The organism is Terrabacter sp. 2RAF25 (genome assembly GCF_052115265.1).
Classification (GTDB): domain Bacteria; phylum Actinomycetota; class Actinomycetes; order Actinomycetales; family Dermatophilaceae; genus Terrabacter.
Window position 1 is genome coordinate 41,932 of record NZ_JBFRGJ010000010.1, and the last position, 23,277, is coordinate 65,208.

Genomic DNA, 23,277 nt, shown 5'->3' on the forward strand with positions numbered 1-23,277 from the left:
CGTTCGACCCAGGCGGGGGCGGGGGCCGGCGTCAGCCGTCAGTGCCGGAGTCGTCCTGGCTCTCGGCCGGCTCGGCGGTCTCACCGGTGCCATCATGGTCGGCCGAATCTGCCTTCGACCCGTCCTTGGCCTCGTTGGCCTCGTTGGCTTCGTTGGCCTCCGGCGCGTCAGCCTTCGACTGTTCCCCGGCCTCGCTGGCCTCGTTGGCCTCGTTGGCCTCGTTGGCCTCCGGCGCGTCAGCCTTCGACTGGTCCCCGGCCTCGCCGGCCTCGCTGGCCTCGCTGGCCTCGCTGGCCTCCGGCGCGTCAGCCTTCGACTGGTCCTCGACCTCGCCCGGCTCGTCGGGCCCGTCGGTGGTGGTCGGCGCGCCCGAAGACATCGTCTTCGAGGGGGATGGCTCGCCGACCTCGGGCGTCGCGACCCCGGGGGCTCCGGTCTTTGGCGACGCGCTTGAGGTGCCCACCACCGACGGCGGGAGGGACGGCTGACCGGGCGACGCGGCGGCGACGCCGATGCCTGCGGCTGCCACCGCAACCGCTGCGCCGACGGCGAACGCAACGCTACGATTCACGGGCTTGAGACTCATCTGGAGGTCCCCTTCCGATGGATGCCGACCTACCGCACCTACGACCGTGGATTGCCGCGACCACACGGTCCGTTACACGCGTAACGCGAGAACCTCCGACGGGAATTCACCAGTGATGGACGAGTCGCAGCTGCGCGACCTCGTTCGCCGGGGCCAGGCCGGTGACGCCGCAGCGATCGAGTCGCTCATCAGGGAGTTTCGCCCCCGGATCCGCAGGTACTGCGTGACCCGGCTCGGCCAGGAGGTGGCAGAGGACGTGACCCAGGAGACCTGCGTGGCGCTGGCGGCAGCAATGCCCCGCTACGAGGAGCGCGGCGTGCCGTTCACGAGCTTCGTCTTCGGCATCGCCGCCAACAAGGTGGCGATGGCGCGGCGGTCGCTCGCGCGGTCCCGCGAGGTCCACGGCGTCCCCGACCGCGAGTCCCCCGAACCGTCGCCCGAGGAACGCGCCGTGAGCAGCGACGGCCTGCAGCGCCTGCTCGCGCCCCTGGCCACCCTGCCCGAGCGCCAGCGCGAGATCCTCCTGCTGCGCGTGGTCGACCAGCTGTCGGCTGACGAGGTGGCGGCGGTGCTCGGCATGACCCCGGGTGCCGTGCGGGTCGCCCAGCACCGGGCCCTGCGCGCCCTGCGGCTCACCATGGGGGTGACCGGCGCATGACCCGTTTCGGCCCGACCGCGCGAGGTGTCCGCGTCGACGATGCCCTCCTCGACTCGCTTGCCCGGCGTGAGGAACCCCCCGTCGGTTCCGACGGTGCCGTGCGCCTGCTGGCCGACCTCGCCGTCGTCGCCGATGCCAGCTCGCCCGGTCTTGGGCTCCAGCCGGCTTGGGGCGGCCGCCTCGGTGCCGCCGCGACCCCGCCGCGAGGCACTCGGCCGTCGCTCGCGTGGGCCGCAGCAGCCGCGGCCGCCGCCGTCGTCGCCGTGGCTCTCGGCACGGTCGCACCGCAGTCGAGCCCGCGACCGGGCACCACGGTTCAGGTCTCCCCGGTCTCACTGTCCCGCGCGAGCACGCTGATCGCCGAGGCCGGGAGCATCCTCGGCCCGGCGGGGTCGCTCGTGACACCCGGCGACCGGGCCCGGGCCCGGGCCCTGCTCACCCAGGCTCGGACCGAGCTGGATCGTGCCCGGCAGAACCAGGAGGGTCAGCCGGTGGAGCGCGACGAGGTCGAGCAGTCGCTGCTGAGCGCCGAGACCGCCCTCACGGAGTCGGGCCGTGGGCTCGACGGCCGGGACGAGGAGACCAGCACCCCCAGCCCGACGCCGACCGCCACCGACGAGGACGAGCCGAAGTCCGAGACGACCGACGAGAAGTCCGTCGGCGAGGGCTCCGGCAGCGACAACACCAAGGACGGCACGCCCTCGCCGCCGAGCGCCGAGGAGGCCCCGCGCGCCGAGGCTCCGCCCGGCGACGACGGCTGAGCGCGACGCGGCGCACCTCCTCGACGACCAGCGGAGGCCCCCATCCGAACGTGGGACGGCATCGAACACCTGGGGACGGCCGTCGCCGCACTGAGGGGTCCGCCGACAGCCGTCACGTGGTTCGGGCGCATGAGTGCCCGGCTGCACTGGGGGACAGCACGAAAGGGCCCGTCCAACATCTGTTGGACGGGCCCTTTCCGTGCGTTGCCGTGCGGCTCAGCGAAGCGGGTCGAACGGGCTCAGCTGCGCCGGGGCGGTGCCGGTGACGATCTGCTCGGCGAGCAGGCGACCGGTGACGGGGCCGAGCGTGATGCCCCACATGCCGTGGCCGCCGGCGACGAACACCTTGGGGTTCTTCGAGGCGCCGATGAGCGGAAGACCGTCGATGGTGCAGGGGCGCGAGCCGACCCACTCGTCCTGGCGGTGGTCGAGGTCGGCGCCCTTGAGCAGCGGGCGTGCCGACTCGACGATGGCCTTGATGCGACGGCGGTCGAGGGCAGCCTCGGGCTGGCGGAACTCCATCATGCCGGCGACGCGCAGACGGTCACCGACCGGCGTGCAGGCGACGCGGGCGGCCGGGAAGTAGACCGGGCCGTTGGGCAGGTCCTCGACCTCGACCGAGAAGGAGTAGCCGCGGCCGGCCTGGACCACGCGCTTGACGCCGAAGTCGCGTGCCAGCTTGCCGAGCCACGCACCGGTCGCGACCACGACGGCGTCGTAGTGCTCGGCCTGGCCGAAGTCGTTCGTCACGAGCACGCCGGTGGGGGTGTCGGTGATGCGCGAGACGGCGCTGCCTGTGACGATCTTGCCGCCGCGGGCGGTGACCGAGTCGGCGAGCGCGGCGACGTAGGCGCCCGGGTTGATGAAGCGCTGGCCGTGCAGCACGATCGCGGCGCCGATCTCGTCGGACAGGGCCGGCTCGATGGCGCGAGCGTCGTCACCGGAGAGGACGTCGAAGGTGATGTCGCCGCCCTGCGCGCGGATGTGCTCGATCTCCTCGAGCAGCGTCGTCCGCTCCTCGGCGGTGCGGTAGGCGGCCGTGAACGACTTGGCCTCGTAGGTGTCGGCGTCGACGCCGCCGGCCTTGAGCAGGTCGAAGCTCTGCAGCGACAGGTCGTTGACGGGCACGAGAGCGCCCATGGCCTTCTTCCAGGCCTTCATCGTGCTGTGGCGCGTGAAGCCGGTGACGAAGCGCAGGAAGTCGGGGCGGGCGCTCGGCGGCACGTAGACGGGCGAGCTCGGGCTGAGCACGGCGCGCAGGCCGTACTTGAGCACGGCCGGCTCGGGCAGCGGCGTCGCGATGCCCGGCGTCAGCCAGCCCGCGTTGCCCCACGAGGCGCCGGCGGCGACACCGTCGCGGTCGATGACGGTGACCTCGACGCCACGCTCCTGGAGGAACCAGGCGGTCGCGAGACCGACCATGCCCGCTCCGACGACGGCGATGCGCTCGGGGACCGGGGTACCAGCGGTGTTCACGGCAGGCATGCGGATCGACTCCTGTGGGTGGGTGGGTGCCTTCCGACCATGGTGGCGTCCGAGGCGCCCGACCCCGTGGTGCCGCGATGACAGAGTTGTTCACCCTGATTGTGCGCACAGCACAGTCAGGTGCGTCATCATGAGGTATGCCGTCAGCCCCCCGACGCTCTCGCGCCAGCGCCACGCGTACGTCGTCGACGACCCCCGTCGGCCTCCCGGTCGGCCGGCTGGTGGGGGCTCTCGGCGGCGGTCTGCTGACCGTCGTCGTCGACGCCGGCGGGCCGCCCGTCGACGACGTGACCCTGGCCGAGCCGGCTTCCGGCGTCTTCGGTCAGGCCGGCGACCTGCTCCTCGGGGTGGGCGTCGAGCGGCCGGCCGAGGCTGCGGCGTTGCTCGAGGGCGCCGCCGCCGTCGACACCGGCGCGGTGGTGCTGCGCCGTGCCGCCGCGCGCCACCAGCAGGTCAGGGCCGCGGCAGCCCGCTTCGGGGTCAGCCTCGTCGAGCTGGCCGACCACGCCTCGTGGGCCCACGTCGTCTGGCTGCTGCGGGGCGTGCTCGACCGCGCGGCGAGCGGACCGGCCGTCCGCGCCGAGGGGCCGGTGCTCGATGAGCTCTTCGCCCTCGCCGACGCCTGCGCCGCCCTCGTCGACGCCCCGATCACCATCGAGGACACCCAGTCCCGGGTGCTCGCCTACTCCTCCACCCAGGACGTCGCCGACCCCGCGCGCGTGTCGACGATCGTCGGGCGTCGCGTGCCCGACGAGGTCATCGCCAACCTCCGCGGACGCGGCGTCTTCAGGCGGTTGGCCAGGTCCGACGAGCCGTTCTTCGTCCCGGCGGGGCGGGGGCTGCGGGCCCGCGTCGTCGTGCCGGTGCGGGCGGGCACGGAGTGGCTCGGCTCGATCTGGGCCGTCGTCGACGACGAGCCGGACGAGCGCGTCATGGGCTCACTGGCGCAGACGGCGTCGGTCGTCGCCCTCCACCTGCTCCGCATGAGGTCGCAGGCCGACCTGGCCCGCCGGGTCTCCGCCGACCGGCTGCGTGCCCTGCTGAGCGGTGACACCCTCGACGCGGAGGGCTGGCTCCCGGCCGCCCCGTGGCGCGTCGTGGTGCTCTCCGGTGCGCACGGCACCGACGGTGACACAGGTCCCGTGCGCCGGTCGGCGTCGTCCCGGGAGTCCGGCGGGGGCCGCGCCCGCGACGCCGCAGCACCTCGGGACGCCGAGCGCGAGCTCGACGTCTGGGAGTCGGTCGCGCGTCGCCGTTCGTGGCGCCAGCCGCTGCTCGCCATCTTCGACGGAGTCGCCCTGGCCCTGGTGCGCGATGCCCCGGGCGATGCCTCACCCGGCACGTGGGAGTGGCTGCACGCTGTCGTCGAGGAGGTCGCCGGCGTCACGGCGAGCGCCACGGCCAGCGCCGGCGGGCGAGTCTCTCGCCCAGTCGAACTCGACCGGTCGCGCCGAGAGGCCACCGAGGTGCAGCGCCTGCGCGACATCGGGCGCGTCACCGGCACGACGACCACCGTGGAGGAGGCCTGGGCGGCCGTCACCAACGCACGCGCCCTCGGCGGCATCTGGACCGAGGAGCTGCTCGGCCCGGTGGGCACGATCCGCGACCACGACGAGTCGCACCAGACGGCATACCTCGAGACCGTGGCCGCCTGGCTCGACCACCCCGGCGACCCGCGTGAGGCCGCGGCACGGCTGCACGTGCACCCCAACACCCTGCGCTACCGCATGCAGCGTCTCTCCGACGTCGTCGACCTCGACCTGCACGACCCGGAGACCCGTCTGGCCCTGAGACTCCAGCTCCGCGCCCTCGGGCACTGAGGCAGCAGGGCGACGGAGTCGGCTCGGACCATCGGGCTGTCTGATCGTCGGACCCCCGATAGCGTGGCCGTCATGGGCGAGCAGGCGACGTCGCGACCCGATACCCGCACCTGGGTGACGGGGTCGGAGTTCGAGCGCATCTACGGGCCGGTGCGGCCGTGGACCCCGGCGCAGGCGCGCGACGTCCTCGACGGGATCGACGTGCCCTGGTGGGTGGCCGGCGGCTGGGCCATCGAGGCGTTCACGGGGGTGGCGCGGCCGCACGAGGACATCGACCTGTCGGTCTTCCGTCGGGACCTCCCCGCCCTGCGCACCTTCCTCGAGCCGCGTTTCCACCTGTGGGCCGCGAGCGACGAGGGGCTGCTCCACCTCGCGCCCGGCCGAGCCATGCCCGAGCACGCGGGCCAGGTCTGGGTGCGCGAGCACGCGCTCGCCCCGTGGTCCTGCGAGTTCGTCGTCAACCAGGACCTCGACGGCAGGTGGCAGTCGAAACGTGACCCGTCGTTCAGCGCACCGCTCGAGGACGTGACCTGGGAGCGCGACGGCGTGCGCTACCTCGCACCCGAGCTCGCACTGAGCCACAAGGTGGCCACCGGACGTCCCAAGGACGACGACGACCTCGCAGCCGCTCTTCCCCTTCTCAGCCCGCGGCAGCGCGACTTCCTGGCCGACTTCGTGCGCACCCACGCCCCCGAGCACCCTTGGAGGGCCCGGCTCGACGCCGCGACCTGACGCGCGCGTGGCTGGTCGTCGGTCACCGACCTCGGCTCAGGCCTCGCCGAGGTGCACGGTGCCGTCGGCGTCGACGGTGAAGTTCGGGTTGTGCACGAAGTCCCATCGGAAGCCGTCGGGGTCGGCCACGCAGGCACTCGACCCGCCCCACTCGCGTACAGCGGGGGCGGTGACCGAGGTGGCCCCGGCAGCGAGCGCGGCGGCATACAGCCGCTCGACCTGCTCGGCGCGCTCGACGTTGTGACCCAGCGACATCGGCGGTGCGGCCGCCCCGTGCGCCACGTCGCCGTACTCGCTCGGCATCTGGTTCACGTCCCAGAGGGCGAGCAGGAGTCCCGGGCCGGCCTGCACGAAGCTGATCTCACCGGGCAGGTGCAGCACCTGGCGGAAGCCGAGGCCGTCGACGTAGAAGGCGCGCGAGATCTCGACGTCGCGCACCCCGAGCGTGACGGCGGACACGTCCGGACGGGTCGTCATGCCCGTCACGATACGAGGTGAAAAGAGTCAGGGGAGGGACACCGTGGTGCCCCTCCCCTGTCCGTGGCGCTGGATGCCCCCAACCAGCGTCTGCGGCAGTACCCGTCAGTGGCCGCCACCCAGAAGGTCGCGCACCTCCGACTCGCGGTACCTCCGGTGCCCACCAAGGGTCCGGATCGACGTCAGCTTGCCTGCCTTGGCCCAGCGAGTGACCGTCTTCGGGTCCACTCTGAAGAGCGCCGCAACCTCGGCAGGAGTCAGCAGCTTCTCGGTCTCGTGTCGGTCCTGAGTCGTCATTGTCATATCCCCACCACCCTGTCGCTAGGTGCAGCGACACGCATCGCCCCAAGCGGGGCTCGGTAAAGCAAGAGTAAAGTCTGGACTCGCCCAATGGCGGTTAATCACAGAAAAGAGTCAAATCGTCCCCCTTTCGCACCTGGGGGTGTAATGGGGTTCCGAGGGCGCGGGGAGGGCTCGACGGGGGATCGACGAACGCTCGCGGGGCTCTTGGCCGGCGTGTCCCCCGACGGTCCGCAACGCGAGCTCGGCGCGGGGGTCCGGCGGGCGCAGGATTTGCCTCACTCATGTAGCGTTAGCCCCACGAGAACACACACATTCCCGGGACCGCTACGCAGACATCGAGGAGCCATCCGGCTCTCCGAGGAGCGATGCCGTCCCGGCACGACGCACGAGGGGGTCACGCCATGGGGCGCGGCCGAGCCAAAGCCAAGCAGACCAAGGTCGCACGGCAGCTCAAGTACTACACACCTGACACGGACTTGAGCGCGCTGGAGCGTGAGCTGCACGGGCCGTCGCAACGCGACGTCTCCAGCCAGCCACAGTCCGTCGACGACGACGAGTACGACGAATACGGGAAGTGGGTCTCGGGCGAGCGCTGAGCTCGCCCTCCCCTTCCGTCTGCACCTCGTGCGTCGGGTGTTCACACCCGGCGCGCGATAGGTGCTGCGCTGACACGGTAGAGCCCGCACACCCGACGCGGTGGGCGGGCCCAGCCATACCCGGCATCGAATGATGCGCGCTGCCCCCGAGCGTCGTTGTGGCCCAAGGTGGCTCGGCCGACGGCAGGGGCACATCGGCATCTGCCGAGCGGCGCACCGAGCCGACAGGTCGGCCCGCCCCCAAGCTTCCCTCGCAGGTGAGCTCGTGTGCGACGACGGGGTCAGGCGGTGGGGTGTTCCCCCACGACCTGCACGGCGCCACCGTCGACGCCCTTGGCTCCGCGCACGACCTCCGCGTCGCGTGCGACGAGCCCGTCTGCCTGCGCCCGCTCCTCGGTGGCGACCTCTCCCAGGCGCCACGCACGTATGCCGCGCGCCTCGCTCAGCTCGATCGCGCGGTCGGCGTGCGCCTCGGGCAGCACCGCGACGAAGCCGATGCCCTGGTTCAGGGTGCGCTCGATGTCGGCCTGCGGCACGCGGCCGAGATCCTGGATCGTGCGGAAGACGGCCGGCGGCGTCCACGTGGAGCGGTCGACCCGGGCGAACGTGCCCGTCGGCAGCACGCGGGCCAGGTTGGCTGCGAGCCCTCCGCCGGTCACGTGGCTCAGGGCGTGCACGTCGAGGCCGTCGTCGCCGATGAGCTCGAGCAGTGGCTTGGTGTAGATGCGGGTCGGCTCGAGCAGCTCCTCGCCGAGGGTGCGGCCGAAGTCGTCGACGTGCCGGTCGAGGCCCCAGCCGGCGCTCTCGACGACACGGCGAACCAGGCTGTAGCCGTTGCTGTGCAGGCCGCTGCTCGCGAGGGCCACCACGACGTCACCGTCGGCGACACGCTGGGGACCCAGCACGGCGGCATACTCCACGACTCCGGTCGCGGCGCCGGCGACGTCGTACTCGTCGGGCTCGAGCAGGCCCGGGTGCTCGGCGGTCTCACCGCCGACGAGGGCGACGCCGGCCTCCTCACACGCGCGGGCGATACCACCGACGATCGCAGCGATGCGCTCGGGCACGACCTTGCCGGTCGCGATGTAGTCGGTCATGAAGAGCGGCTCGGCCCCGCAGACGACGATGTCGTCGACGACCATGCCGACGAGGTCGAAGCCGATCGTGTCGTGGATGTCGAGGGCCTGCGCGATCGCGACCTTGGTGCCGACGCCGTCGGTGCTCGTCGCGAGGATCGGGCGGGTCATCCGGGCGATGGCGCTCGCGTCGAACATGCCGGCGAAGCCGCCCAGTCCACCGACCACCTCGGGCCGGGTCGCGCGGCGCACCGACGCCTTCATCAGCTCGACGGCCTTGTCACCAGCCTCGACGTCGACTCCGGCCGAGGCATACGTGATGGGGGCGTCGCTCACGCGCCCCAGCCTACCGGCGCCCCGCCGCCTCCCCGACGCCCGTCCACCCCACCTCCCCGCGGTTCGATGTATTGCGCGGTCGCCGGTGACCGCGCAATACATCGAACCGGGGGCGGGCATCCACAGGTCTTTGGCCTTCACTGCGGTCATCCACAGCCGCGACCTGCCCCGGTGACGGCGCCGCTGTCGGCCTCCAGCCTCGACGCATGGACCGGCAACGACTCGTCACCGCTCGCACCATCGCCGACGCGCAGGGCGGCGTGGCGTCTCGCCGACAGCTGTATGCCGCTGGGCTGAGTGAGATCCACGTCCGCCGAGCCGTCGAGTCGGGCCGGTGGCAGATGCACGGCAGGCAGACCGTGGCGGTCCACACCGCGCTGCTGGATCTCGTGGCTCGCCGGTGGCGTGCGGTCTGGGAGGTCGGCGAGTCGATCGCGGCCATCGACGGGGCGACCGCGCTGCAGGCTGCCGGCCTGACGGGCTACGCCGACGACCGCGTGCACGTGTCGGTCAAGCACAACCACAACACGGCCCCCGTCTCTGGAGTCACCATCCACAAGGTGATCCGACGAGTGCCCGGCGAGGTCCTGGACGACGGCGTGCCTCGGGTGCGACCCGCCGTGGCCGCGGTGCGGGCCGCTCACTGGGCGGTCTCGGACAGACAGGCTGCGCTGGTCCTGCTCATGACGGTGCAACAGAAGCTCACGACCCCCGGCCTGTTGGCCGCCGCGCAACGGTCGGTTCGGGGCCGCACCCGCCGTGCCTTCATCCGGTCTGTCGTGCGCGACATCGCGTTCGGGGTCGAGTCGCTCGGCGAGCTGGACTTCGCGCTGAGGTGCCGGCAGCGCGGGCTACCGGAGCCGAGCCGTCAGGTCGTGCGGCACGGAGCACGCGGCCGGGTCTACCTCGACGTCCGTTGGGACTGCTGCGGCCTCGTCGTCGAGATCGACGGCGCCCATCACCGCGAAGGACTCAACGTCATGCTCGACAACCTGCGCCAGAACGACCTCGTGCTCACCGGGGACCGGGTGCTGCGCATCGACGTCATCGGCCTGCGTCTCGAGCCGGAGCGCTTTCTGGACCAGGTCGAGGCAGGTCACCGCCACCTCGACCGCCGATTCGATGTGTTGCGCGGTCATGGGTGACCGTCGAACACATCGAACGGGGGGAAGGGTAGGGGACGCGTGGGCGTCAGGGGTGTCGGAGGGCGCTCTCGCCGCCGACTCCGACACCGAGGCTGACGCCCTCGACGTCGACCGACCGGTCGTGGCCGGTGCGGACCGAAAGCGGCAGCGTCTCGAGCACGTGCTTGCCGATGCGGCCGTCCTCGGGCAGGTCGATGGGGTACTTCCCGGTGAAGCAGGCCGAGCAGAGCTCGTCGGCGGGCTGGTTGGTCGCGCCGATCATGCCCTCCTCGGAGATGTAGCCGAGGGAGTCGGCGCCGATCGAGGCGCGGATCTCCTCGACCCCGAGACCGGTCGCGATGAGCTCGGCCCGCGTCGCGAAGTCGATGCCGTAGAAGCACGGCCACTGCACGGGTGGCGAGCTGATGCGCACGTGCACCTCGAGTGCGCCGGCCTCGCGCAGCATGCGGATCTGCGCGCGCTGGGTGTTGCCGCGCACGATGGAGTCGTCGACGACGACGAGGCGCTTGCCGCGGATGGTGTGCTCGAGCGGGTTGAGCTTGAGCCGGATGCCGAGCTGGCGCAACGTCTGCGACGGCTGGATGAAGGTGCGCCCGACGTAGGCGTTCTTGACGAAGCCCTGGCCGAAGGGGATGCCCGACTCCTGCGAGTAGCCAACAGCCGCAGGCACGCCCGACTCGGGAACGCCGATGACGAGGTCGGCGTCGACGGCGTGCTCGCGGGCGAGGACGCGCCCCATCTCGACGCGCGCCTCGTGCACCACCCGGCCGCGGATGACGGCGTCGGGGCGGGCGAGGTAGACGTACTCGAAGACGCAGCCCTTGGGCTGGGGCTCGGCGAACTTGTGCGAGCGCAGGCCGTCCTCGTCGATGACGATGAGCTCGCCGGGCTCGACCTCGCGGATGACAGCGGCGCCGATCGTCTGCAGTGCGGCGGTCTCGGAGGCGACGACCCAGCCGCGCTCGAGCCGGCCGAGCGCGAGGGGGCGCACGCCCCACGGGTCGCGGGCGGCATACAGGGTGGTCTCGTCCATGAAGACGAAGGAGAAGGCGCCGCGCAGCTTGGGCAGCAGCTCGAGGGCCGCCTGCTCGGGCGTCTTGTCCTCGTCGGCCGACAGGAGCGTCGTCACGAGGGCGGTGTCGGAGGTGTTGCCGCGGGCGAGCTCGCCGGTGACGCGGGCGCCGCCGAAGTGCTCGTCGACGAGGGCCTTGAGCTCGACCGTGTTGATCAGGTTGCCGTTGTGGGCGAGAGCCAGCGTGCTGTGGCCGGTGCCGCCGAGCGTCGGCTGGGCGTTCTCCCACGTGGAGCCGCCGGTGGTCGAGTAGCGCGTGTGCCCGATGGCGATGTGACCGCGCAGGGACGACAGCGCGGTCTCGTCGAACACCTGCGACACGAGCCCCATGTCCTTGTAGACGAGGATCTTCTCGCCGTCACCGGTGGCGATGCCGGCCGACTCCTGCCCGCGGTGCTGCAGCGCATAGAGCCCGAAGTACGTCAGCTTGGCGACGTCCTCTCCGGGGGCCCAGACGCCGAAGACCCCACAGGCGTCCTGCGGGCCCTTCTCGCCGGGGAGGAGGTCATGACCTAGTCGACCGTCGCCACGTGCCACCGCGCCAGTGTCCCACAGCGACGCAGTCAGTCCGACCGCGGTCCAGCGGCCGCCGGCCCTCGCAGGGGCAGCTCGGCCAGCACCTCGTAACGCGGCCGCCGCCCACGGCCCTCCCCGAGGTGCGACTCGACGAGGGCAAGCGCGGTGGCACGCCACGCCGGCCCCTCCCACGGGTCCAGCGCACGGATCCAGCGGGTGGCCTCGGTCGGCCGGTGGAAGCGCCCGAGGGTGAGGTGCGGGTGGAAGCGCATGCCGTCGGGGGTGGCACCGGCCGAGCCGGCCGCATTGCGTATGCCGTGTGCGACCGCACCGAGGTCGCCGCGCACCTGCTCGACGCCGGCCCAGAGGACGCGGGCGGCATACGGGTTGGGAAAGGCGCCGGCGCCCGCGAGCTGCAGCACCAGGGGGTCGCGCCGGCCGGCCGAGCGGGCCAGCGCGTCGGTGAGGTCGTCGAGCCGGGCCTCGGGCACGGAACCGAGGAACGCGAGCGTGACGTGCCACTGGTGGCGGTCGGTCCAGCGGATCTCGGGGCCTGCCTCGCGACGTGGCGTGACGTGCTCCTCGAGGTCGTCGAGGACCTCGTCGGGGGGCACGACGGCGACGAACAGCCTCATGGCTGCGTCGCGACGCCTGACGCGATCAGGTCATCAACGTGGCCGATTCCCCACGCGCTCAGGGCAGCTCGCGTGTCAGCCCCAGGCATGGACGGCGGTGTCGACAGGGCGACCGGCGTGCGCGAGAAGCGTGGCGCCGGCGCGGGCTGCACCACGCCGTGGTGCTCGACGTAGGTGCCGCGGGCCGCGAGGTGCGGGTGGGTGGGCGCCTCGGCGTAGGACAGCACCGGCTCGACACAGGCGTCGGTGCCCTCGAACAGCGCCACCCACTCGTCGCGGGTGCGGGCACGGAAGGTGTCGCCGAGCAGTGCACGCAGCGCCGGCCATTGTCGAGGGTCGAGGCGGTCGGGGGCCGTGTGGGCGAGGCCGAGCAGGCGCAGGAACTCGGCGTAGAAGGCCGGCTCGAGCGGGCCCACGGCCATCCAGCCGCCGTCGCTCGTCTCGTAGACGTCGTAGAACGGGGCGCCCGAGTCGAGCAGGTTGGTGCCGCGCTGGTCGGACCACAGCCCCGACGACACGAGGCTGACGACGAGGGACGACAGGTGCGCCGTGCCGTCGACGATGGCGGCGTCGACGACCTGTCCGCGGCCGCTGGTGCGGGCTTCGAGCAGCGCCGCGAGGACGCCGACGACGAGGTAGAGCGCCCCGCCGCCGAAGTCGCCGACGAGGTTGACCGGCACCTGGGGCGGTCCCCCGGCACGGCCGATGGCGTGCAGGGCGCCGGTGATGGCGACGTAGCCGATGTCGTGCCCGGCGGACTGGGCGAGCGGGCCGTCCTGGCCCCAGCCGGTCATCCGGCCGTAGACGAGCGCCGGGTTGCGGTCGAGACACGCGTCGGGGCCGAGCCCGAGCCGCTCGGCGACCCCGGGCCGGTAGCCCTCGACGAGCACGTCGGCCCTCTCGACGAGGGCGAGGGCCGTGGCCAGGCCGTCGGGGTGCTTGAGGTCGAGCAGCACCGACGGGCGTCCGCGCCGCAGCACGTCCGACTCGGGAGCGAGGGGCACGGGCAGCGCGGGGCTGCCGGGCCGGTCGATGCGGATCACGTCGGCCCCGAGGTCGGCGAGCAGCATCGCCGCGAACGGTGAGGGGCCGATGCCGGCCAGCTCGACGACCCGCACGCCGGCGAGCGGGCCCGTTCGCCGCGTGTCGTTCGGGGCGCGGTCACCGGCCGGGTCGGTCACGACCGGTCGCGACCGGACCGGTCGAGCAGGATGCCGAGGACGCCGGCCAGGCCGGTGCCGAGGAGGGCACCGAGCGCGCCGATGTAGAGGGCACCGGTGGTCTCGGAGTAGCCCTGGACCCCCTCCCCCCGCAACGAGACCACGGCGCCGATGACGAACCCGAGGACGGCACCCGTGATCAGGAACCGCTTGAAGTTCGGGATGCGGGGGCGCTCGGGACGGACGCGGGGCGGGCTCTGGCTCACGCGCCCACCCTAAGCGAGGTGATCGGCAGCAGGCCCTCGAGGTGGGCCCGCTGGCCACTCGCCCGGACGAGCGCACCGGCGAGCGCGTCGTCCCACGAGAGGTCGCCGACGGCCAGCCGCAGCCAGGTGCCGGCGTCGGTCTCGATGACGTTGGGCGGGGTGCCTCGGGTGTGCACCGGGCCCTCGATGCACTGGACGGCGCCGTGCGGTGGCACGCGCACCTCGACGGTGCGGCCGGGGGCGATGGTCGCGAGCTCCTCGAGCGTGTAGCGCACGGCCGTCGCCGTGGTGCGTCGGTCAGCGGCCCACCCGGCCGCGCGGCACGCCTCGAGCGCGGCGTGACCGTCGGCGATCGGGGTGCGTCGACGAGGCGGCATACGGGAAGGCTATCGACGGGCGGTGTCAGCGGCCCGAGCGGTGTCCGGGCTCAGCGCAGCCGGGGGATGACGTCGGAGACGACCTCGTCGAGGACCTCGCGGGTGCCCCGGTAGGGATCGCTCGGACGCGGCCAGTGGGTGATCACGTCGGTGAAGCCGAGGTCGGCCGCGCGGCCCACGGCGTCCTCGAAGCAGCCCGCGCTCGACAACGTGAACGTCGGGGCCGAGTCGAGGTTGAGGTAGCGGTCTAGGTCGGCGGACGCGCGACCGGCGTCGGCCAGCGCCTCGTCGACCCGCGTGCTGAGCGAGGCGACCAGGGCCCACCACTCGTCGTCGGTGTCGACGTTGCCCCCGTAGGTCATCCAGCCGTCGCCGCGCTCGACGGCGAGGCGAATCGCCTTGGGGCCGTTGGCCGCCACGACGAGAGGCACGCGGTTGCCGGTGTCGCCGCCACGGACCGGCCCGGGCAGGGTGCGCACGTCGCGAGCGCCGTAGAACCGGCCCTCTGCGTCGACGTGGTCCTCCGAGAGCAGCCGGTCGAGCAGGCCCGTGAACTCGTGGAAGCGCGCCGTGCGGTCACGAAGCGGCAGGTCCTCGCCCATGATGCGCGAGTCGACGTCGCCCCCCGCGCCGATACCCAGCAGGAAGCGCCCGCCCGAGATGTCGTCGAGCGCGAGCACCTCGCGCATGAACTGGACGGGGTGGTGGTTGTTCGGCGACGACACGAACGTGCCGAGGCCGATGCGGTCGGTCACCGCCGCCGCGGCGGCCAGGGTGGGCACGGCGCCGAACCACGGGGAGTCGGGCAGGCCGCCCCACGTGACGTGGTCGAAGGTCCACGCGTGGTCGAAGCCCATCTGCTCGGCCTCACGCCACATCGGGGCGGCCACGGACCAAGAGTGCTCGGGGAGGATCGTGAGACCGAAGCGCATGACCCTGACGGTAGTAGTTTCGGATCACCAGCTCTCGCGAAGGAGTCTCCATGTCCAACCTCGTCGTCCACTTCGAGATCCACGGCTCGGACCCCCAGCGCCTCGCCGACTTCTACGCCTCGCTCCTCGGCTGGTCGTTCCAGCAGTTCGGCGACATGCCCTACTGGGCGATCACCACGGGTGAGGAGGCGATGAACCAGGGCGGTGCCGGCCACGGCATCAACGGCGGTCTGACCCAGCGCCAGGGACCGAAGCCCGAGATCGGCGGCCCGGTCAACGGCGCCAACCTCGTCGTCGCGGTCGACGACGTCGACGGCCTCTTCGCCAAGGGCCTCGAGCTGGGCGGCACCGAGGCGCTGGCACCCTCGGACATGCAGGGCGTCGGTCGCCTCGCCTACCTGCACGACCCCGACGGCAACGTCTTCGGCCTCATCTCCCCCGTCATGTCCGACGGCACGACGGCCATGGGCTCCTGACGGCGTGGCGCGCGAGGAGAGCCGCGTCTGGGACGCCTCCGCGGTGCTCGCGGCCTCGAACGAATGGGGCTGGGTTCCCGAGGGTGCACCGCACGTCCGCACCGACGAGTACCTCGTCGTCGCCTACCCCGACTACTTCCTCACGCCGACCTCGGCTCGCATCTTCGGCTCCGACCGCGATGCCGCCGAGCTCATCGGCGAGATCTGCGACGTCGCTCGGGGGTGGGGCCGCGACCGCCTGTGGTGGCGGCTGTCCGACTTCACGATCCCCCGCGCGCTCGAGCCGCGGCTGCTGGCCCGAGGGGCCGGCATCGTCGACCGCATGGACGTGCTCGCACTGCCCCTCGCCGACGACCTGCCCGATCTGGCGATCCCCGACGACGTGCAGACCCGCCGCGTCACCGACGAGCAGACGGTGCGCGATGCGATCGTCGTGGACGACGACGCGTTCGGCGGCGCCGAACCCACCGACGACCAGGTGGCGACCGCGCTCGTCGAGGTCGAGCAGGGTCTGCGCGACGACTCGAGCGGTCGTTGGGTGGCCTACGTCGACGGCCGGCCTGCGAGCACGGGCGGCTACACGCTGGCCGACGACGTATGCCGTCTCTGGGGCGGGGGCACGCACAGCTCGCTGCGGGGCCGCGGGGCCTACCGCGCCGTCCTCGACGCCCGGCTGAGGGTGGCACGCGCAGCGGGCGCGACCCTCGGCCTGACGCACGGCGTCGTCGACACGTCGTCGCCGATCCTGCGCCGCATCGGGTTCGCCCGCTACGGCGAGGAACGCACCCTGGTGCTCGACCTCTCACCGTCGTGACCGCGAAACCGGCTGTCGCAGAGCGGGTCTCGCTCGAATGGGACGAGCGCGGCGGCGTCACCGTGCACATGGACGGTGCGCCTCAGTCGCACGTCCAGCCCGATGACCCGACCCTCCTCGTCTTCGAGTACGTCCAGCACCTGGCCCTCGCCATCGACGCCCTTCCGCCCGGTCCGCTGGGGGTGACCCACGTCGGCGGCGCCGGCCTCACCCTGCCGCGGTGGGTCGAGGCGACGCGCCCGGGATCGCCCCAGATCGTCCTGGAGCCGGACGCCGCTCTCACCGACCTCGTCCGCCGCGAGATCCCGCTCCCCCGCCGTCACCGCATCCGTGTGCGTCCCGTCGATGGCCTCACCGGAGTGCGGACGCTCAAGATCGGCTCCGCCGACGTCGTGGTGACCGACGCCTACGCGGGAGGCAGGGTGCCGGCCGAGCTCGCCGGCACGGCGTACGCCCACGAGGTGGCGCGCGTGCTGCGGGCCGAGGGAGTGGCCCTCTGGAACCTCGCCGACGAGCCCGGGATGCGCTGGGTCGCCCGACTCGTCGCCACCGTGGCGACCGCGCTCCCGCATCTCGCGCTCATCGCCACGCACGAGGTGCTCAAGGGTCGCCGCTTCGGCAACTCGGTGCTCGTGGCCGGAGCATCGGCCCTCCCCGTCGAGACGCTGCGGCGGGAGGTCGCCCGGGCCAACCTGCCGACCGGGTTGCGCGAGGGGGCCGCCCTGACCCGCCTCGTGGCGGGCGCCAAGCCGTTCGGCGAGACGGGCGAGCCGAGCCCGCAACCACCCGACGCAGGCCGGTGGAGGGTCCGCTGAGCCCTGTTGTCAGCGGCCGGCGAGCTCGGCCAGGGTGGAGCGGAACTCGGCGTAGCGCTGCTGCCCGACCTGCCGCGCCCACTCGGCCTCGACGGTGGCTATGCGCGCTGCGACCTTGCGGGTCAGCCGGGTTCCTTTCGCCGTGCGTCTCACGACCCGTGAGCGGCGGTCGGCCGGGTCGGGCACGGTGCGCAGGTGACCCGACTCGCCGAGCTGGCTGACGAACTGGCCGCACCCCTGCTTCGTCATGCGCAGTCTCGACGCGAGCTCGGTGATGGTGATCCCGTCGGGCGGCACCAGCTCGAGCAGCCGGAAGTGCGACATGCGCAGGCCCTGCCAGTCCTCGCCGGCGAAGACGGCGCGCACCTGCTCGAAGAGGCTCCCCATGAGGCGCGGCACGTGCGCCTCCGACACGTCACCGTTGACCAGAGTCATAAAGTGACTTTACCATCTGAGTTGGGAAAGTTGCTTTCTCACCTGGTGCACGCGGGAGGGGCACACGATGGGCGACCGCACGATCCTCGGCACCGCTGACGTGACCGATGATGAGCTCCTGGCGCATGCCGCCACGGCACTGGGCATCGACGGCGCACTGTGTCGGTTGGCCGGGTCGCAGGCCGAGGTCGTCGACTACGACCTCGACGCCATCACGACGGGCGGCCGCTGGTGGGTGACGGCCGACCTGGCGACACCTGACGGCCCGGCCTCGGTGCGCTTCTTCGTCAAGCTCGTGCAGTCGTGGAGCAGGTCGCCGTTCTTCGCCTCCGTGCCGCCCGAGTTCCGCGCCACGGCCGAGCGCGGCGTGCCGTGGCGAACCGAGCCGCTCGTCTACGCGTCCGACCTCGCCGACCGCCTGCCCTCGGGGCTGACCATGGCCGCGACCGTCGACATCAGGCCGGTCGACGACCTGTCCACCGTGATCTGGCTGCGCGAGGTCGACGTCGTCGGATCGGACTGGCCCGTCGACGAGCTCGCCCGCGCGGCACGCCGGCTCGGTCGCCTGGCCGCGAGCCCACGCGTCAGGCCGCTCTCGGCGATCGGTGAGGCCGACGGCCGCCGTGGCGTCAGGTCGTACGCCGAGGGCCGGCTGCCCGCCCAGGTGGCACCGATGCTCCGCTCCGACGAGGTCTGGCGCCACCCGGTCCTCACGGCGACGTTCGGCACCTCCGTGCGCGAACGCCTGCTCACCCACCTCGACCGGGTCGACGAGTACGTCGAGTGGCTCGAGACGGTGCCCGAGGGAACGGCGCACGGAGACGCCTGCACCAACAACCTGCTCGTGCAGGCAGGCAGCGACGAGCTCGTCCTCATCGACTTCGGCTTCTGGAGCACCCAGCCCCTCGGCTTCGACCTCGGTCAGCTGCTCCTCGGCGACGTGCAGATCGGGCGGCGAGCCGCCGCGACACTCGACGAGGTCGAGCAGGCCTGCCTGCCGGCATACGTCGACGGCCTGCGCGACGAGGGCTGCGACCTGCACCTCGACGCCGTCCGCCGTGCCCACGCTCTGCAGATGCTCATCTTCTCCGGCTTCTCCTCCTTCATGCTCGAGGGCCTGCTCGACCCGTCGAGTGGCGGCCGGGGCACCGGCGGACCCGGGCCGGACGCCGCCCTCCTCGAGCAGGCGGCCGAGCGTGCGCGCATCACCGAGTTCGTGCTCGACCTCGTCGACGAGACGGAGACGCATCCACAGACGGCGACGCCGGCGGGCCGCACCGCCAGCGTGACCCCCCGCCCGGCCTGAGGAAGGGTTCTGCACCGCGAGACGTTGCACGCCGTGTGAAGAACATCGGGTTTCTCTCGTTCGGACACTGGACGCCGTCACCGCACTCGCAGACCCGTTCTGCGTCGGACGCGCTGCTCCAGTCCATCGACCTCGCGGTGGCCGCCGAGGAGCTGGGCGCCGACGGCGCCTACTTCAGGGTGCACCACTTCGCGCGTCAGCTCGCCTCCCCGTTCCCGCTGCTCGCGGCGGTCGGGGCGCGCACGAGCCGCATCGAGATCGGCACCGGGGTGATCGACATGCGCTACGAGAACCCGCTCTACATGGCCGAGGATGCCGGGGCCGCCGACCTCATCTCCGGCGGTCGGCTCCAGCTCGGCATCAGCCGGGGGTCACCCGAGCAGGTCATCGACGGCTTCCGCTACTTCGGCTACCAGCCCGAGGGCGACGACCACGCGTCGATGGCACGCGACCACACGCGTACCTTCCTCGACGTCATCGGCGGGGAGGGGTTCGCCCAACCCAATCCGCGCCCGATGTTCCCCAACCCGCCCGGCCTCCTGCCGATCGAGCCGCAGTCCCCCGGCCTGCGCGACCGCATCTGGTGGGGTGCCGGATCGCGCGCGACAGCCGAGTGGACGGCCGAGCAGGGCATGAACCTGATGAGCTCGACGCTGCTCACCGAGGACACCGGCGTGCCCTTCCACGAGCTGCAGGCCCAGCAGATCCAGATGTTCCGCGATGCCTGGAAGGCCGCGGGCCACGAGCGCGAGCCCCGGGTGTCGGTGAGCCGCAGCGTCTTCCCGATCGTCAGCGACCTCGACCGCCAGTACTTCTTCCGTGAGACGGCGAGCCAGGACCAGGTCGGGCACCTCGAGGGCGGGCTCGCACGCTTCGGCAAGACGTATGCCGGTGAGCCCGACCAGCTGGTGCGTGACCTCGCCGGTGACTCGGCGATCGCTGCCGCCGACACGCTGCTGCTCACGGTGCCGAACCAGCTCGGTGTCGACTACAACGCGCACGTCATAGAGAGCGTCCTGACCCACCTCGCGCCCGAGCTCGGCTGGCGCTGAGGGGAGACGGACGAAGGGCGAGCACCGGCCGGTGCTCGCCCTTCGTCCGTGTGGAGACCGAGAGATCAGGCCCCGAAGACCGCTGGGAGCGTGAACTCGTGCGCCGACTTCAGCTCGGCCACGGACGCCGTGAAGACACCCGTGATGTCGAGGTCGCGACCGCCCGTCACGCCGATGCGCGCGTGCGGCAGGTCGCCGAACAGCGCCTCGAACTCGGCGGCGTGGCCGGCCGGCACCGCGACGAGCGCGCGGGCGCTCGACTCGGAGAAGAGCGCGGTGAACGCGTCGAGCGGGTTGCCGTCGTCGTCGACGCCGACCCGGTCGAGACCGTCGATGGTGACGCCGACGCCGTGCCGCATGCACGCCTCGGCCAGGGCGATGGCGAGACCGCCCTCTGAGAGGTCGTGGGCCGCCTCGACGATGCCGCTGCGGGCGGCCTCGACCAGGACCCGCCCGAGGGCCCGCTCGGCCGCGAGGTCCACGCGCGGCGGGTGCCCGCCGAGGTGCTTGTGGATGACGTGCGCCCACTCCGACCCGTCGAGCTCGTCGCGGGTGGTGCCGAGCAGGTAGACGTGGGCGTCGTCGCTGCGGAAGCCGGAGCCCGAGCGCTTGGAGACGTCGTCCATGACGCCGAGCACGCCGATCACTGGGGTCGGGTGGATCGCGACGTCGCCGGTCTGGTTGTAGAAGCTCACGTTGCCGCCGGTGACCGGGATGCCGAGGAACTTGCAGCCCTCGGCGATGCCGCGGATCGACTCGCGGAACTGCCACATGACGCCCGGGTCCTCCGGCGAGCCGAAGTTGAGGCAGTCGGTGACCGCGAGCGGGGCGGCGCCGGCGGTGGCGACGTTGCGGTAGGCCTCGGCGAGCGCGAGCTGCGCGCCGGCATACGGGTCGAGCTTGGCGAAGCGGCCGTTGCAGTCGGTGGAGATCGCGACGCCCCGACCCGTCTCCTCGTCGACGCGGACGACGCCGGAGTCGTCGGGCTGCGAGAGCGCGGTGTTGCCGAGCACGTAACGGTCGTACTGGTCGGTGATCCACGACTTGTCGCAGAGGTTCGGCGAGCCGAGCAGCGTCAGCAGCTGGGCGCGGATGTCGTCGCCCGTCCCGGGCTTGGCCAGCTCGCCGGTGCCCGACGCGTTGAGCCCGTCGAGGTATGCCGGCCGGGCCAGCGGGCGGTCGTAGGTCGGGCCCTCGTGCGCGACCGAGCGCGGCGGCACGTCGACGATGGTCTCGCCGTGCCAGGTGATGACGAGGTGGTCGCCGTCGGTGACCTCGCCGATGACGGTTGCCTCGACGTCCCACTTGTCGGTGATGGCCATGAACTCGTCGAGGTGCTTCGGCTCGACGACCGCCATCATGCGCTCCTGCGACTCCGACATGAGGATCTCCTGCGGCTGCAGGCTCGCGTCGCGCAGGGGCACGAGGTCGAGCTCGACCTGCATGCCGCCGTCACCGTTGGAGGCGAGCTCACTCGTCGCACAGGAGAGCCCGGCGCCACCGAGGTCCTGGATGCCGTCGACGACGCCGGCCTTGTAGAGGTCGAGGCAGCACTCGATGAGCACCTTCTCGGCAAACGGGTCGCCGACCTGCACGGCGGGGCGCTTGGTCGGGCCGCCCTCGTCGAAGGTCTCGGACGCGAGCACCGAGACGCCGCCGATGCCGTCGCCGCCGGTCTTCGCGCCGAAGAGGATCACCTTGTTGCCGACGCCCGAGGCTTTGGCGAGGTGGATGTCCTCGACGCGCATCGCGCCGACGCAGAGCGCGTTGACGAGCGGGTTGCCCTGGTAGCAGTCGTCGAAGACGACCTCGCCGCCGATGTTGGGCAGCCCGATGCAGTTGCCGTAGCCGCCGACGCCCGCGACGACGCCGGGCAGCACACGCTGGGTGTCGGGGTGGTGCAGGTTGCCGAACCGGAGGGGGTCCATGACCGCGATCGGGCGGGCGCCCATCGACATGATGTCGCGGATGATGCCGCCGACGCCGGTCGCGGCGCCCTGGTAGGGCTCGACGTAGGACGGGTGGTTGTGCGACTCGACCTTGAAGGTCACCGCCCAGCCGTCACCGATGTCGACGACGCCGGCGTTCTCACCGATGCCGACGAGCAGCTTCTCGCGCATCTCGTCGGTGGTGTTCTCGCCCCACAGCTTGAAGTGGATCTTGCTCGACTTGTAGGAGCAGTGCTCGCTCCACATGACGGAGTACATCGCGAGCTCGGCGATGGTCGGCCGGCGCCCGATGATCTCGCGGATGTTCGCGTACTCGTCCGGCTTGAGGCCCAGCTCGGCCCACGGCAGCTCGACGTCGGGCGTGCCGGCCGCGTGCTCGACGGTGTCGAGGACCGGCTCGGCGGGCGCCTGCTGGACGGTCTGGGTGTCGCTCATGCGTTGGCCGCGCTCTCGAGGGTCTTCGTGATGATCGAGGTGAAGAAGGCGCGCCCGTCGAGGCTCGGGCCGTAGCCGGCCTCGACAGCGTGCTCGGGGTGCGGCATGAGACCGACGACGTTGCCGCGCTTGTTGGTGATGCCGGCGATGTTGCGGTAGGAGCCGTTGGGGTTGCGCCCCTGCGCGTCGGGCACGTAGCGGAACACGACGCGTCCGTCGCCCTCGAGCTTGTCGAGGGTCTTGTGGTCGGCGACGTAGCCGCCCTCGCCGTTCTTGAGGACGATCGTGATCTCCTGGCCGGCCTCGAAGTCGGAGGTCCAGGCGGTGGAGGCGTTCTCGACGACGAGCCGCTGGTCGACGCAGTTGAACTTGCGGTGGTCGTTGCGGATCAGCGCGCCGGGGAGCAGGTGGCTCTCGGTGAGCACCTGGAAGCCGTTGCAGATGCCGAGCACCGGAAGACCACCCTTGGCCGCCGGCACGAGGGCGTCCATGACGGGGGCGAACCGGGCGATGGCACCGCAGCGCAGGTAGTCGCCGTAGGAGAAGCCGCCGGGGAGGATGACCGCGTCGACGCCTCGAAGGTCGGCGTCACCGTGCCAGAGCGCGACGGCCTCGCCGCCACACTCCCGCACTGCCCTGGCCGCGTCTCGGTCGTCGAGGGAACCGGGAAAGGTGACGACGCCGATCCTCACTGCTGGCCGTCCTCCGCGTCGCCGGCCTGCTGGGCCTCCGACTGCTCCGACTGCTCCGACTGCTCCGACTGCTCGGGCTCCTCGCCCCCCGGCGAGGGGGCGTCGTGCGCACCGTCGAGCACGCGTACGGACACCACGTCCTCGATGACCGGGTTGGACAGGAGGGTCTCGGCTGCCTCACGAGCGGCCGTGAGGTGCTCGTCCGTGACGTCGCCGTCGACGGTGAGCACGAAGCGCTTGCCCTGGCGGACGTCGGTGAACCCGTCGAACCCGAGCCGCGGCAGGGCACCGCCGACGGCCTGTCCCTGGGGGTCGAGGATCTCGGGCTTGAGCATGACGTCGACGACGATGCTTCCCATCAGTGGTGCTT

25 protein-coding genes and 1 pseudogene are annotated in these 23,277 nt (G+C 72.1%); 11 read left to right on the top strand and 15 right to left on the bottom strand.

What is annotated here, in order from left to right; translation table 11 throughout:
- Positions 1 to 31 precede the first annotated feature (31 nt).
- Positions 32 to 571 carry a hypothetical protein gene (locus AB4091_RS20290; RefSeq protein WP_442294411.1) on the bottom strand — a complete coding sequence of 180 codons (540 nt, stop codon included), beginning with the start codon at positions 569 to 571 and terminating at the stop codon, positions 32 to 34.
- Positions 572 to 701: 130 nt separating this feature from the next.
- On the opposite strand from AB4091_RS20290, the gene AB4091_RS20295 reads away from it, so the two are divergent.
- Both AB4091_RS20295 and AB4091_RS20300 read left to right on the top strand, forming a co-directional pair.
- Positions 702 to 1,244, top strand: a complete 543-nt coding sequence (locus tag AB4091_RS20295) for a sigma-70 family RNA polymerase sigma factor (protein WP_442294413.1) — start codon at positions 702 to 704, stop codon at positions 1,242 to 1,244.
- A complete protein-coding gene (locus AB4091_RS20300) occupies positions 1,241 to 2,005 on the top strand; it encodes a hypothetical protein (RefSeq protein ID WP_442294415.1) in 765 nt (254 codons plus the stop codon). Before AB4091_RS20295 ends, AB4091_RS20300 begins: the two co-directional genes overlap by 4 nt.
- Positions 2,006 to 2,221: 216 nt before the next feature.
- Here AB4091_RS20300 and AB4091_RS20305 read toward each other — a convergent pair whose 3' ends face one another.
- A complete protein-coding gene (locus AB4091_RS20305) occupies positions 2,222 to 3,490 on the bottom strand; it encodes an NAD(P)/FAD-dependent oxidoreductase (RefSeq protein ID WP_442294417.1) in 1,269 nt (422 codons plus the stop codon).
- A gap of 137 nt (positions 3,491 to 3,627) precedes the next feature.
- Here AB4091_RS20305 and AB4091_RS20310 point away from each other — a divergent pair, with 137 nt between their 5' ends.
- Both AB4091_RS20310 and AB4091_RS20315 read left to right on the top strand, forming a co-directional pair.
- Positions 3,628 to 5,310: a PucR family transcriptional regulator gene (locus AB4091_RS20310; protein WP_442294419.1), complete on the top strand. Its 1,683-nt coding sequence runs from the start codon at positions 3,628 to 3,630 to the stop codon at positions 5,308 to 5,310.
- A gap of 72 nt (positions 5,311 to 5,382) precedes the next feature.
- Positions 5,383 to 6,042: a nucleotidyltransferase domain-containing protein gene (locus AB4091_RS20315; protein WP_442294421.1), complete on the top strand. Its 660-nt coding sequence runs from the start codon at positions 5,383 to 5,385 to the stop codon at positions 6,040 to 6,042.
- A 36-nt stretch (positions 6,043 to 6,078) separates the two neighbouring features.
- Here AB4091_RS20315 and AB4091_RS20320 read toward each other — a convergent pair whose 3' ends face one another.
- Both AB4091_RS20320 and AB4091_RS20325 read right to left on the bottom strand, forming a co-directional pair.
- Positions 6,079 to 6,519, bottom strand: coding sequence for a VOC family protein (locus AB4091_RS20320; RefSeq protein WP_442294423.1), 441 nt, complete (start codon positions 6,517 to 6,519; stop codon positions 6,079 to 6,081).
- A 105-nt stretch (positions 6,520 to 6,624) separates the two neighbouring features.
- Positions 6,625 to 6,816 carry a BldC family transcriptional regulator gene (locus tag AB4091_RS20325; RefSeq protein ID WP_045191048.1) on the bottom strand — a complete coding sequence of 64 codons (192 nt, stop codon included), beginning with the start codon at positions 6,814 to 6,816 and terminating at the stop codon, positions 6,625 to 6,627.
- 407 nt (positions 6,817 to 7,223) lie between these two features.
- Between AB4091_RS20325 and AB4091_RS20330 the strand changes: the two genes are divergently transcribed.
- Positions 7,224 to 7,418, top strand: a complete 195-nt coding sequence (locus AB4091_RS20330) for a DUF3073 domain-containing protein (protein ID WP_442294425.1) — start codon at positions 7,224 to 7,226, stop codon at positions 7,416 to 7,418.
- Positions 7,419 to 7,699: 281 nt separating this feature from the next.
- Here the strand turns inward: AB4091_RS20330 and purM are convergent, their stop codons facing one another.
- Complete coding sequence (gene purM, locus AB4091_RS20335; RefSeq protein ID WP_442294427.1) at positions 7,700 to 8,830, bottom strand: phosphoribosylformylglycinamidine cyclo-ligase; 1,131 nt, start codon at positions 8,828 to 8,830, stop codon at positions 7,700 to 7,702.
- Between the two features lie 206 nt (positions 8,831 to 9,036).
- Here purM and AB4091_RS20340 point away from each other — a divergent pair, with 206 nt between their 5' ends.
- Positions 9,037 to 9,975 carry a hypothetical protein gene (locus AB4091_RS20340; RefSeq protein WP_442294429.1) on the top strand — a complete coding sequence of 313 codons (939 nt, stop codon included), beginning with the start codon at positions 9,037 to 9,039 and terminating at the stop codon, positions 9,973 to 9,975.
- 46 nt (positions 9,976 to 10,021) lie between these two features.
- Here the strand turns inward: AB4091_RS20340 and purF are convergent, their stop codons facing one another.
- From purF to AB4091_RS20370, 6 genes are read right to left on the bottom strand one after another with little or no spacing between them, the layout of a single operon-like run.
- Positions 10,022 to 11,584 carry an amidophosphoribosyltransferase gene (purF, locus tag AB4091_RS20345; RefSeq protein ID WP_442294431.1) on the bottom strand — a complete coding sequence of 521 codons (1,563 nt, stop codon included), beginning with the start codon at positions 11,582 to 11,584 and terminating at the stop codon, positions 10,022 to 10,024.
- Positions 11,585 to 11,610: 26 nt separating this feature from the next.
- Positions 11,611 to 12,198 (bottom strand): RNA 2',3'-cyclic phosphodiesterase, encoded by a 588-nt coding sequence (thpR, locus tag AB4091_RS20350; RefSeq protein WP_442294433.1) that lies wholly within the window; start codon positions 12,196 to 12,198, stop codon positions 11,611 to 11,613.
- A complete protein-coding gene (locus AB4091_RS20355; protein WP_442294435.1) occupies positions 12,195 to 13,379 on the bottom strand; it encodes a CaiB/BaiF CoA transferase family protein in 1,185 nt (394 codons plus the stop codon). Before AB4091_RS20355 ends, thpR begins: the two co-directional genes overlap by 4 nt.
- Positions 13,376 to 13,624, bottom strand: coding sequence for a hypothetical protein (locus AB4091_RS20360; protein ID WP_442294437.1), 249 nt, complete (start codon positions 13,622 to 13,624; stop codon positions 13,376 to 13,378). The genes AB4091_RS20355 and AB4091_RS20360 overlap by 4 nt, the downstream gene beginning before the upstream one ends.
- Positions 13,621 to 14,001, bottom strand: a complete 381-nt coding sequence (locus AB4091_RS20365; RefSeq protein WP_442294439.1) for a sterol carrier family protein — start codon at positions 13,999 to 14,001, stop codon at positions 13,621 to 13,623. The genes AB4091_RS20360 and AB4091_RS20365 overlap by 4 nt, the downstream gene beginning before the upstream one ends.
- A gap of 50 nt (positions 14,002 to 14,051) precedes the next feature.
- Positions 14,052 to 14,933, bottom strand: a complete 882-nt coding sequence (locus AB4091_RS20370; protein WP_442294441.1) for an LLM class flavin-dependent oxidoreductase — start codon at positions 14,931 to 14,933, stop codon at positions 14,052 to 14,054.
- 50 nt (positions 14,934 to 14,983) lie between these two features.
- On the opposite strand from AB4091_RS20370, the gene AB4091_RS20375 reads away from it, so the two are divergent.
- The 3 genes from AB4091_RS20375 to AB4091_RS20385 all read left to right on the top strand — a co-directional run bounded on the left by AB4091_RS20375 (position 14,984) and on the right by AB4091_RS20385 (position 17,038).
- Entirely contained in the window at positions 14,984 to 15,409 is a 426-nt protein-coding gene (locus AB4091_RS20375; protein ID WP_442294443.1) for a VOC family protein, read from the top strand.
- A 4-nt stretch (positions 15,410 to 15,413) separates the two neighbouring features.
- Entirely contained in the window at positions 15,414 to 16,223 is an 810-nt protein-coding gene (locus AB4091_RS20380) for a GNAT family N-acetyltransferase (protein WP_442294445.1), read from the top strand.
- A gap of 68 nt (positions 16,224 to 16,291) precedes the next feature.
- Positions 16,292 to 17,038 carry a spermidine synthase gene (locus tag AB4091_RS20385; RefSeq protein ID WP_442294469.1) on the top strand — a complete coding sequence of 249 codons (747 nt, stop codon included), beginning with the start codon at positions 16,292 to 16,294 and terminating at the stop codon, positions 17,036 to 17,038.
- A gap of 9 nt (positions 17,039 to 17,047) precedes the next feature.
- Here the strand turns inward: AB4091_RS20385 and AB4091_RS20390 are convergent, their stop codons facing one another.
- Positions 17,048 to 17,473 (bottom strand): MarR family winged helix-turn-helix transcriptional regulator, encoded by a 426-nt coding sequence (locus AB4091_RS20390; RefSeq protein WP_442294447.1) that lies wholly within the window; start codon positions 17,471 to 17,473, stop codon positions 17,048 to 17,050.
- A 67-nt stretch (positions 17,474 to 17,540) separates the two neighbouring features.
- Between AB4091_RS20390 and AB4091_RS20395 the strand changes: the two genes are divergently transcribed.
- Together AB4091_RS20395 and AB4091_RS20400 are read left to right on the top strand one after the other, a co-directional pair.
- Positions 17,541 to 18,779 (top strand): phosphotransferase, encoded by a 1,239-nt coding sequence (locus AB4091_RS20395; protein ID WP_442294449.1) that lies wholly within the window; start codon positions 17,541 to 17,543, stop codon positions 18,777 to 18,779.
- 35 nt (positions 18,780 to 18,814) lie between these two features.
- Complete coding sequence (locus AB4091_RS20400; RefSeq protein WP_442294451.1) at positions 18,815 to 19,831, top strand: LLM class flavin-dependent oxidoreductase; 1,017 nt, start codon at positions 18,815 to 18,817, stop codon at positions 19,829 to 19,831.
- Positions 19,832 to 19,896: 65 nt separating this feature from the next.
- On the opposite strand, the gene purL is transcribed toward AB4091_RS20400, so the two are convergent.
- From purL to purS, 3 genes and pseudogenes are all read right to left on the bottom strand, one after another.
- Complete coding sequence (gene purL, locus AB4091_RS20405) at positions 19,897 to 22,215, bottom strand: phosphoribosylformylglycinamidine synthase subunit PurL (RefSeq protein WP_442294453.1); 2,319 nt, start codon at positions 22,213 to 22,215, stop codon at positions 19,897 to 19,899.
- A complete protein-coding gene (purQ, locus tag AB4091_RS20410; protein WP_442294455.1) occupies positions 22,212 to 22,907 on the bottom strand; it encodes a phosphoribosylformylglycinamidine synthase subunit PurQ in 696 nt (231 codons plus the stop codon). Before purQ ends, purL begins: the two co-directional genes overlap by 4 nt.
- 113 nt (positions 22,908 to 23,020) lie before the next feature.
- Positions 23,021 to 23,266: pseudogene (purS, locus tag AB4091_RS20415) on the bottom strand (phosphoribosylformylglycinamidine synthase subunit PurS); the annotation flags it as partial.
- Positions 23,267 to 23,277: the final 11 nt, after the last annotated feature.

Coding starts and splice junctions, on each gene's coding strand:
- AB4091_RS20300 (WP_442294415.1), top strand. CDS start 1,241: ATGACCCGTTTCGGCCCGACCGCGCGAGGTGTCCGCGTCGACGATGCC.
- AB4091_RS20395 (WP_442294449.1), top strand. CDS start 17,541: ATGGGCGACCGCACGATCCTCGGCACCGCTGACGTGACCGATGATGAG.
- AB4091_RS20320 (WP_442294423.1), bottom strand. CDS start 6,519: ATGACGACCCGTCCGGACGTGTCCGCCGTCACGCTCGGGGTGCGCGAC.
- AB4091_RS20365 (WP_442294439.1), bottom strand. CDS start 14,001: ATGCCGCCTCGTCGACGCACCCCGATCGCCGACGGTCACGCCGCGCTC.
- AB4091_RS20325 (WP_045191048.1), bottom strand. CDS start 6,816: ATGACGACTCAGGACCGACACGAGACCGAGAAGCTGCTGACTCCTGCC.
- AB4091_RS20295 (WP_442294413.1), top strand. CDS start 702: ATGGACGAGTCGCAGCTGCGCGACCTCGTTCGCCGGGGCCAGGCCGGT.
- AB4091_RS20375 (WP_442294443.1), top strand. CDS start 14,984: ATGTCCAACCTCGTCGTCCACTTCGAGATCCACGGCTCGGACCCCCAG.
- purL (WP_442294453.1), bottom strand. CDS start 22,215: ATGAGCGACACCCAGACCGTCCAGCAGGCGCCCGCCGAGCCGGTCCTC.
- AB4091_RS20340 (WP_442294429.1), top strand. CDS start 9,037: ATGGACCGGCAACGACTCGTCACCGCTCGCACCATCGCCGACGCGCAG.
- thpR (WP_442294433.1), bottom strand. CDS start 12,198: ATGAGGCTGTTCGTCGCCGTCGTGCCCCCCGACGAGGTCCTCGACGAC.
- AB4091_RS20310 (WP_442294419.1), top strand. CDS start 3,628: ATGCCGTCAGCCCCCCGACGCTCTCGCGCCAGCGCCACGCGTACGTCG.
- AB4091_RS20305 (WP_442294417.1), bottom strand. CDS start 3,490: ATGCCTGCCGTGAACACCGCTGGTACCCCGGTCCCCGAGCGCATCGCC.
- AB4091_RS20390 (WP_442294447.1), bottom strand. CDS start 17,473: ATGACTCTGGTCAACGGTGACGTGTCGGAGGCGCACGTGCCGCGCCTC.
- AB4091_RS20315 (WP_442294421.1), top strand. CDS start 5,383: ATGGGCGAGCAGGCGACGTCGCGACCCGATACCCGCACCTGGGTGACG.
- AB4091_RS20330 (WP_442294425.1), top strand. CDS start 7,224: ATGGGGCGCGGCCGAGCCAAAGCCAAGCAGACCAAGGTCGCACGGCAG.
- AB4091_RS20370 (WP_442294441.1), bottom strand. CDS start 14,933: ATGCGCTTCGGTCTCACGATCCTCCCCGAGCACTCTTGGTCCGTGGCC.
- AB4091_RS20385 (WP_442294469.1), top strand. CDS start 16,292: ATGGACGGTGCGCCTCAGTCGCACGTCCAGCCCGATGACCCGACCCTC.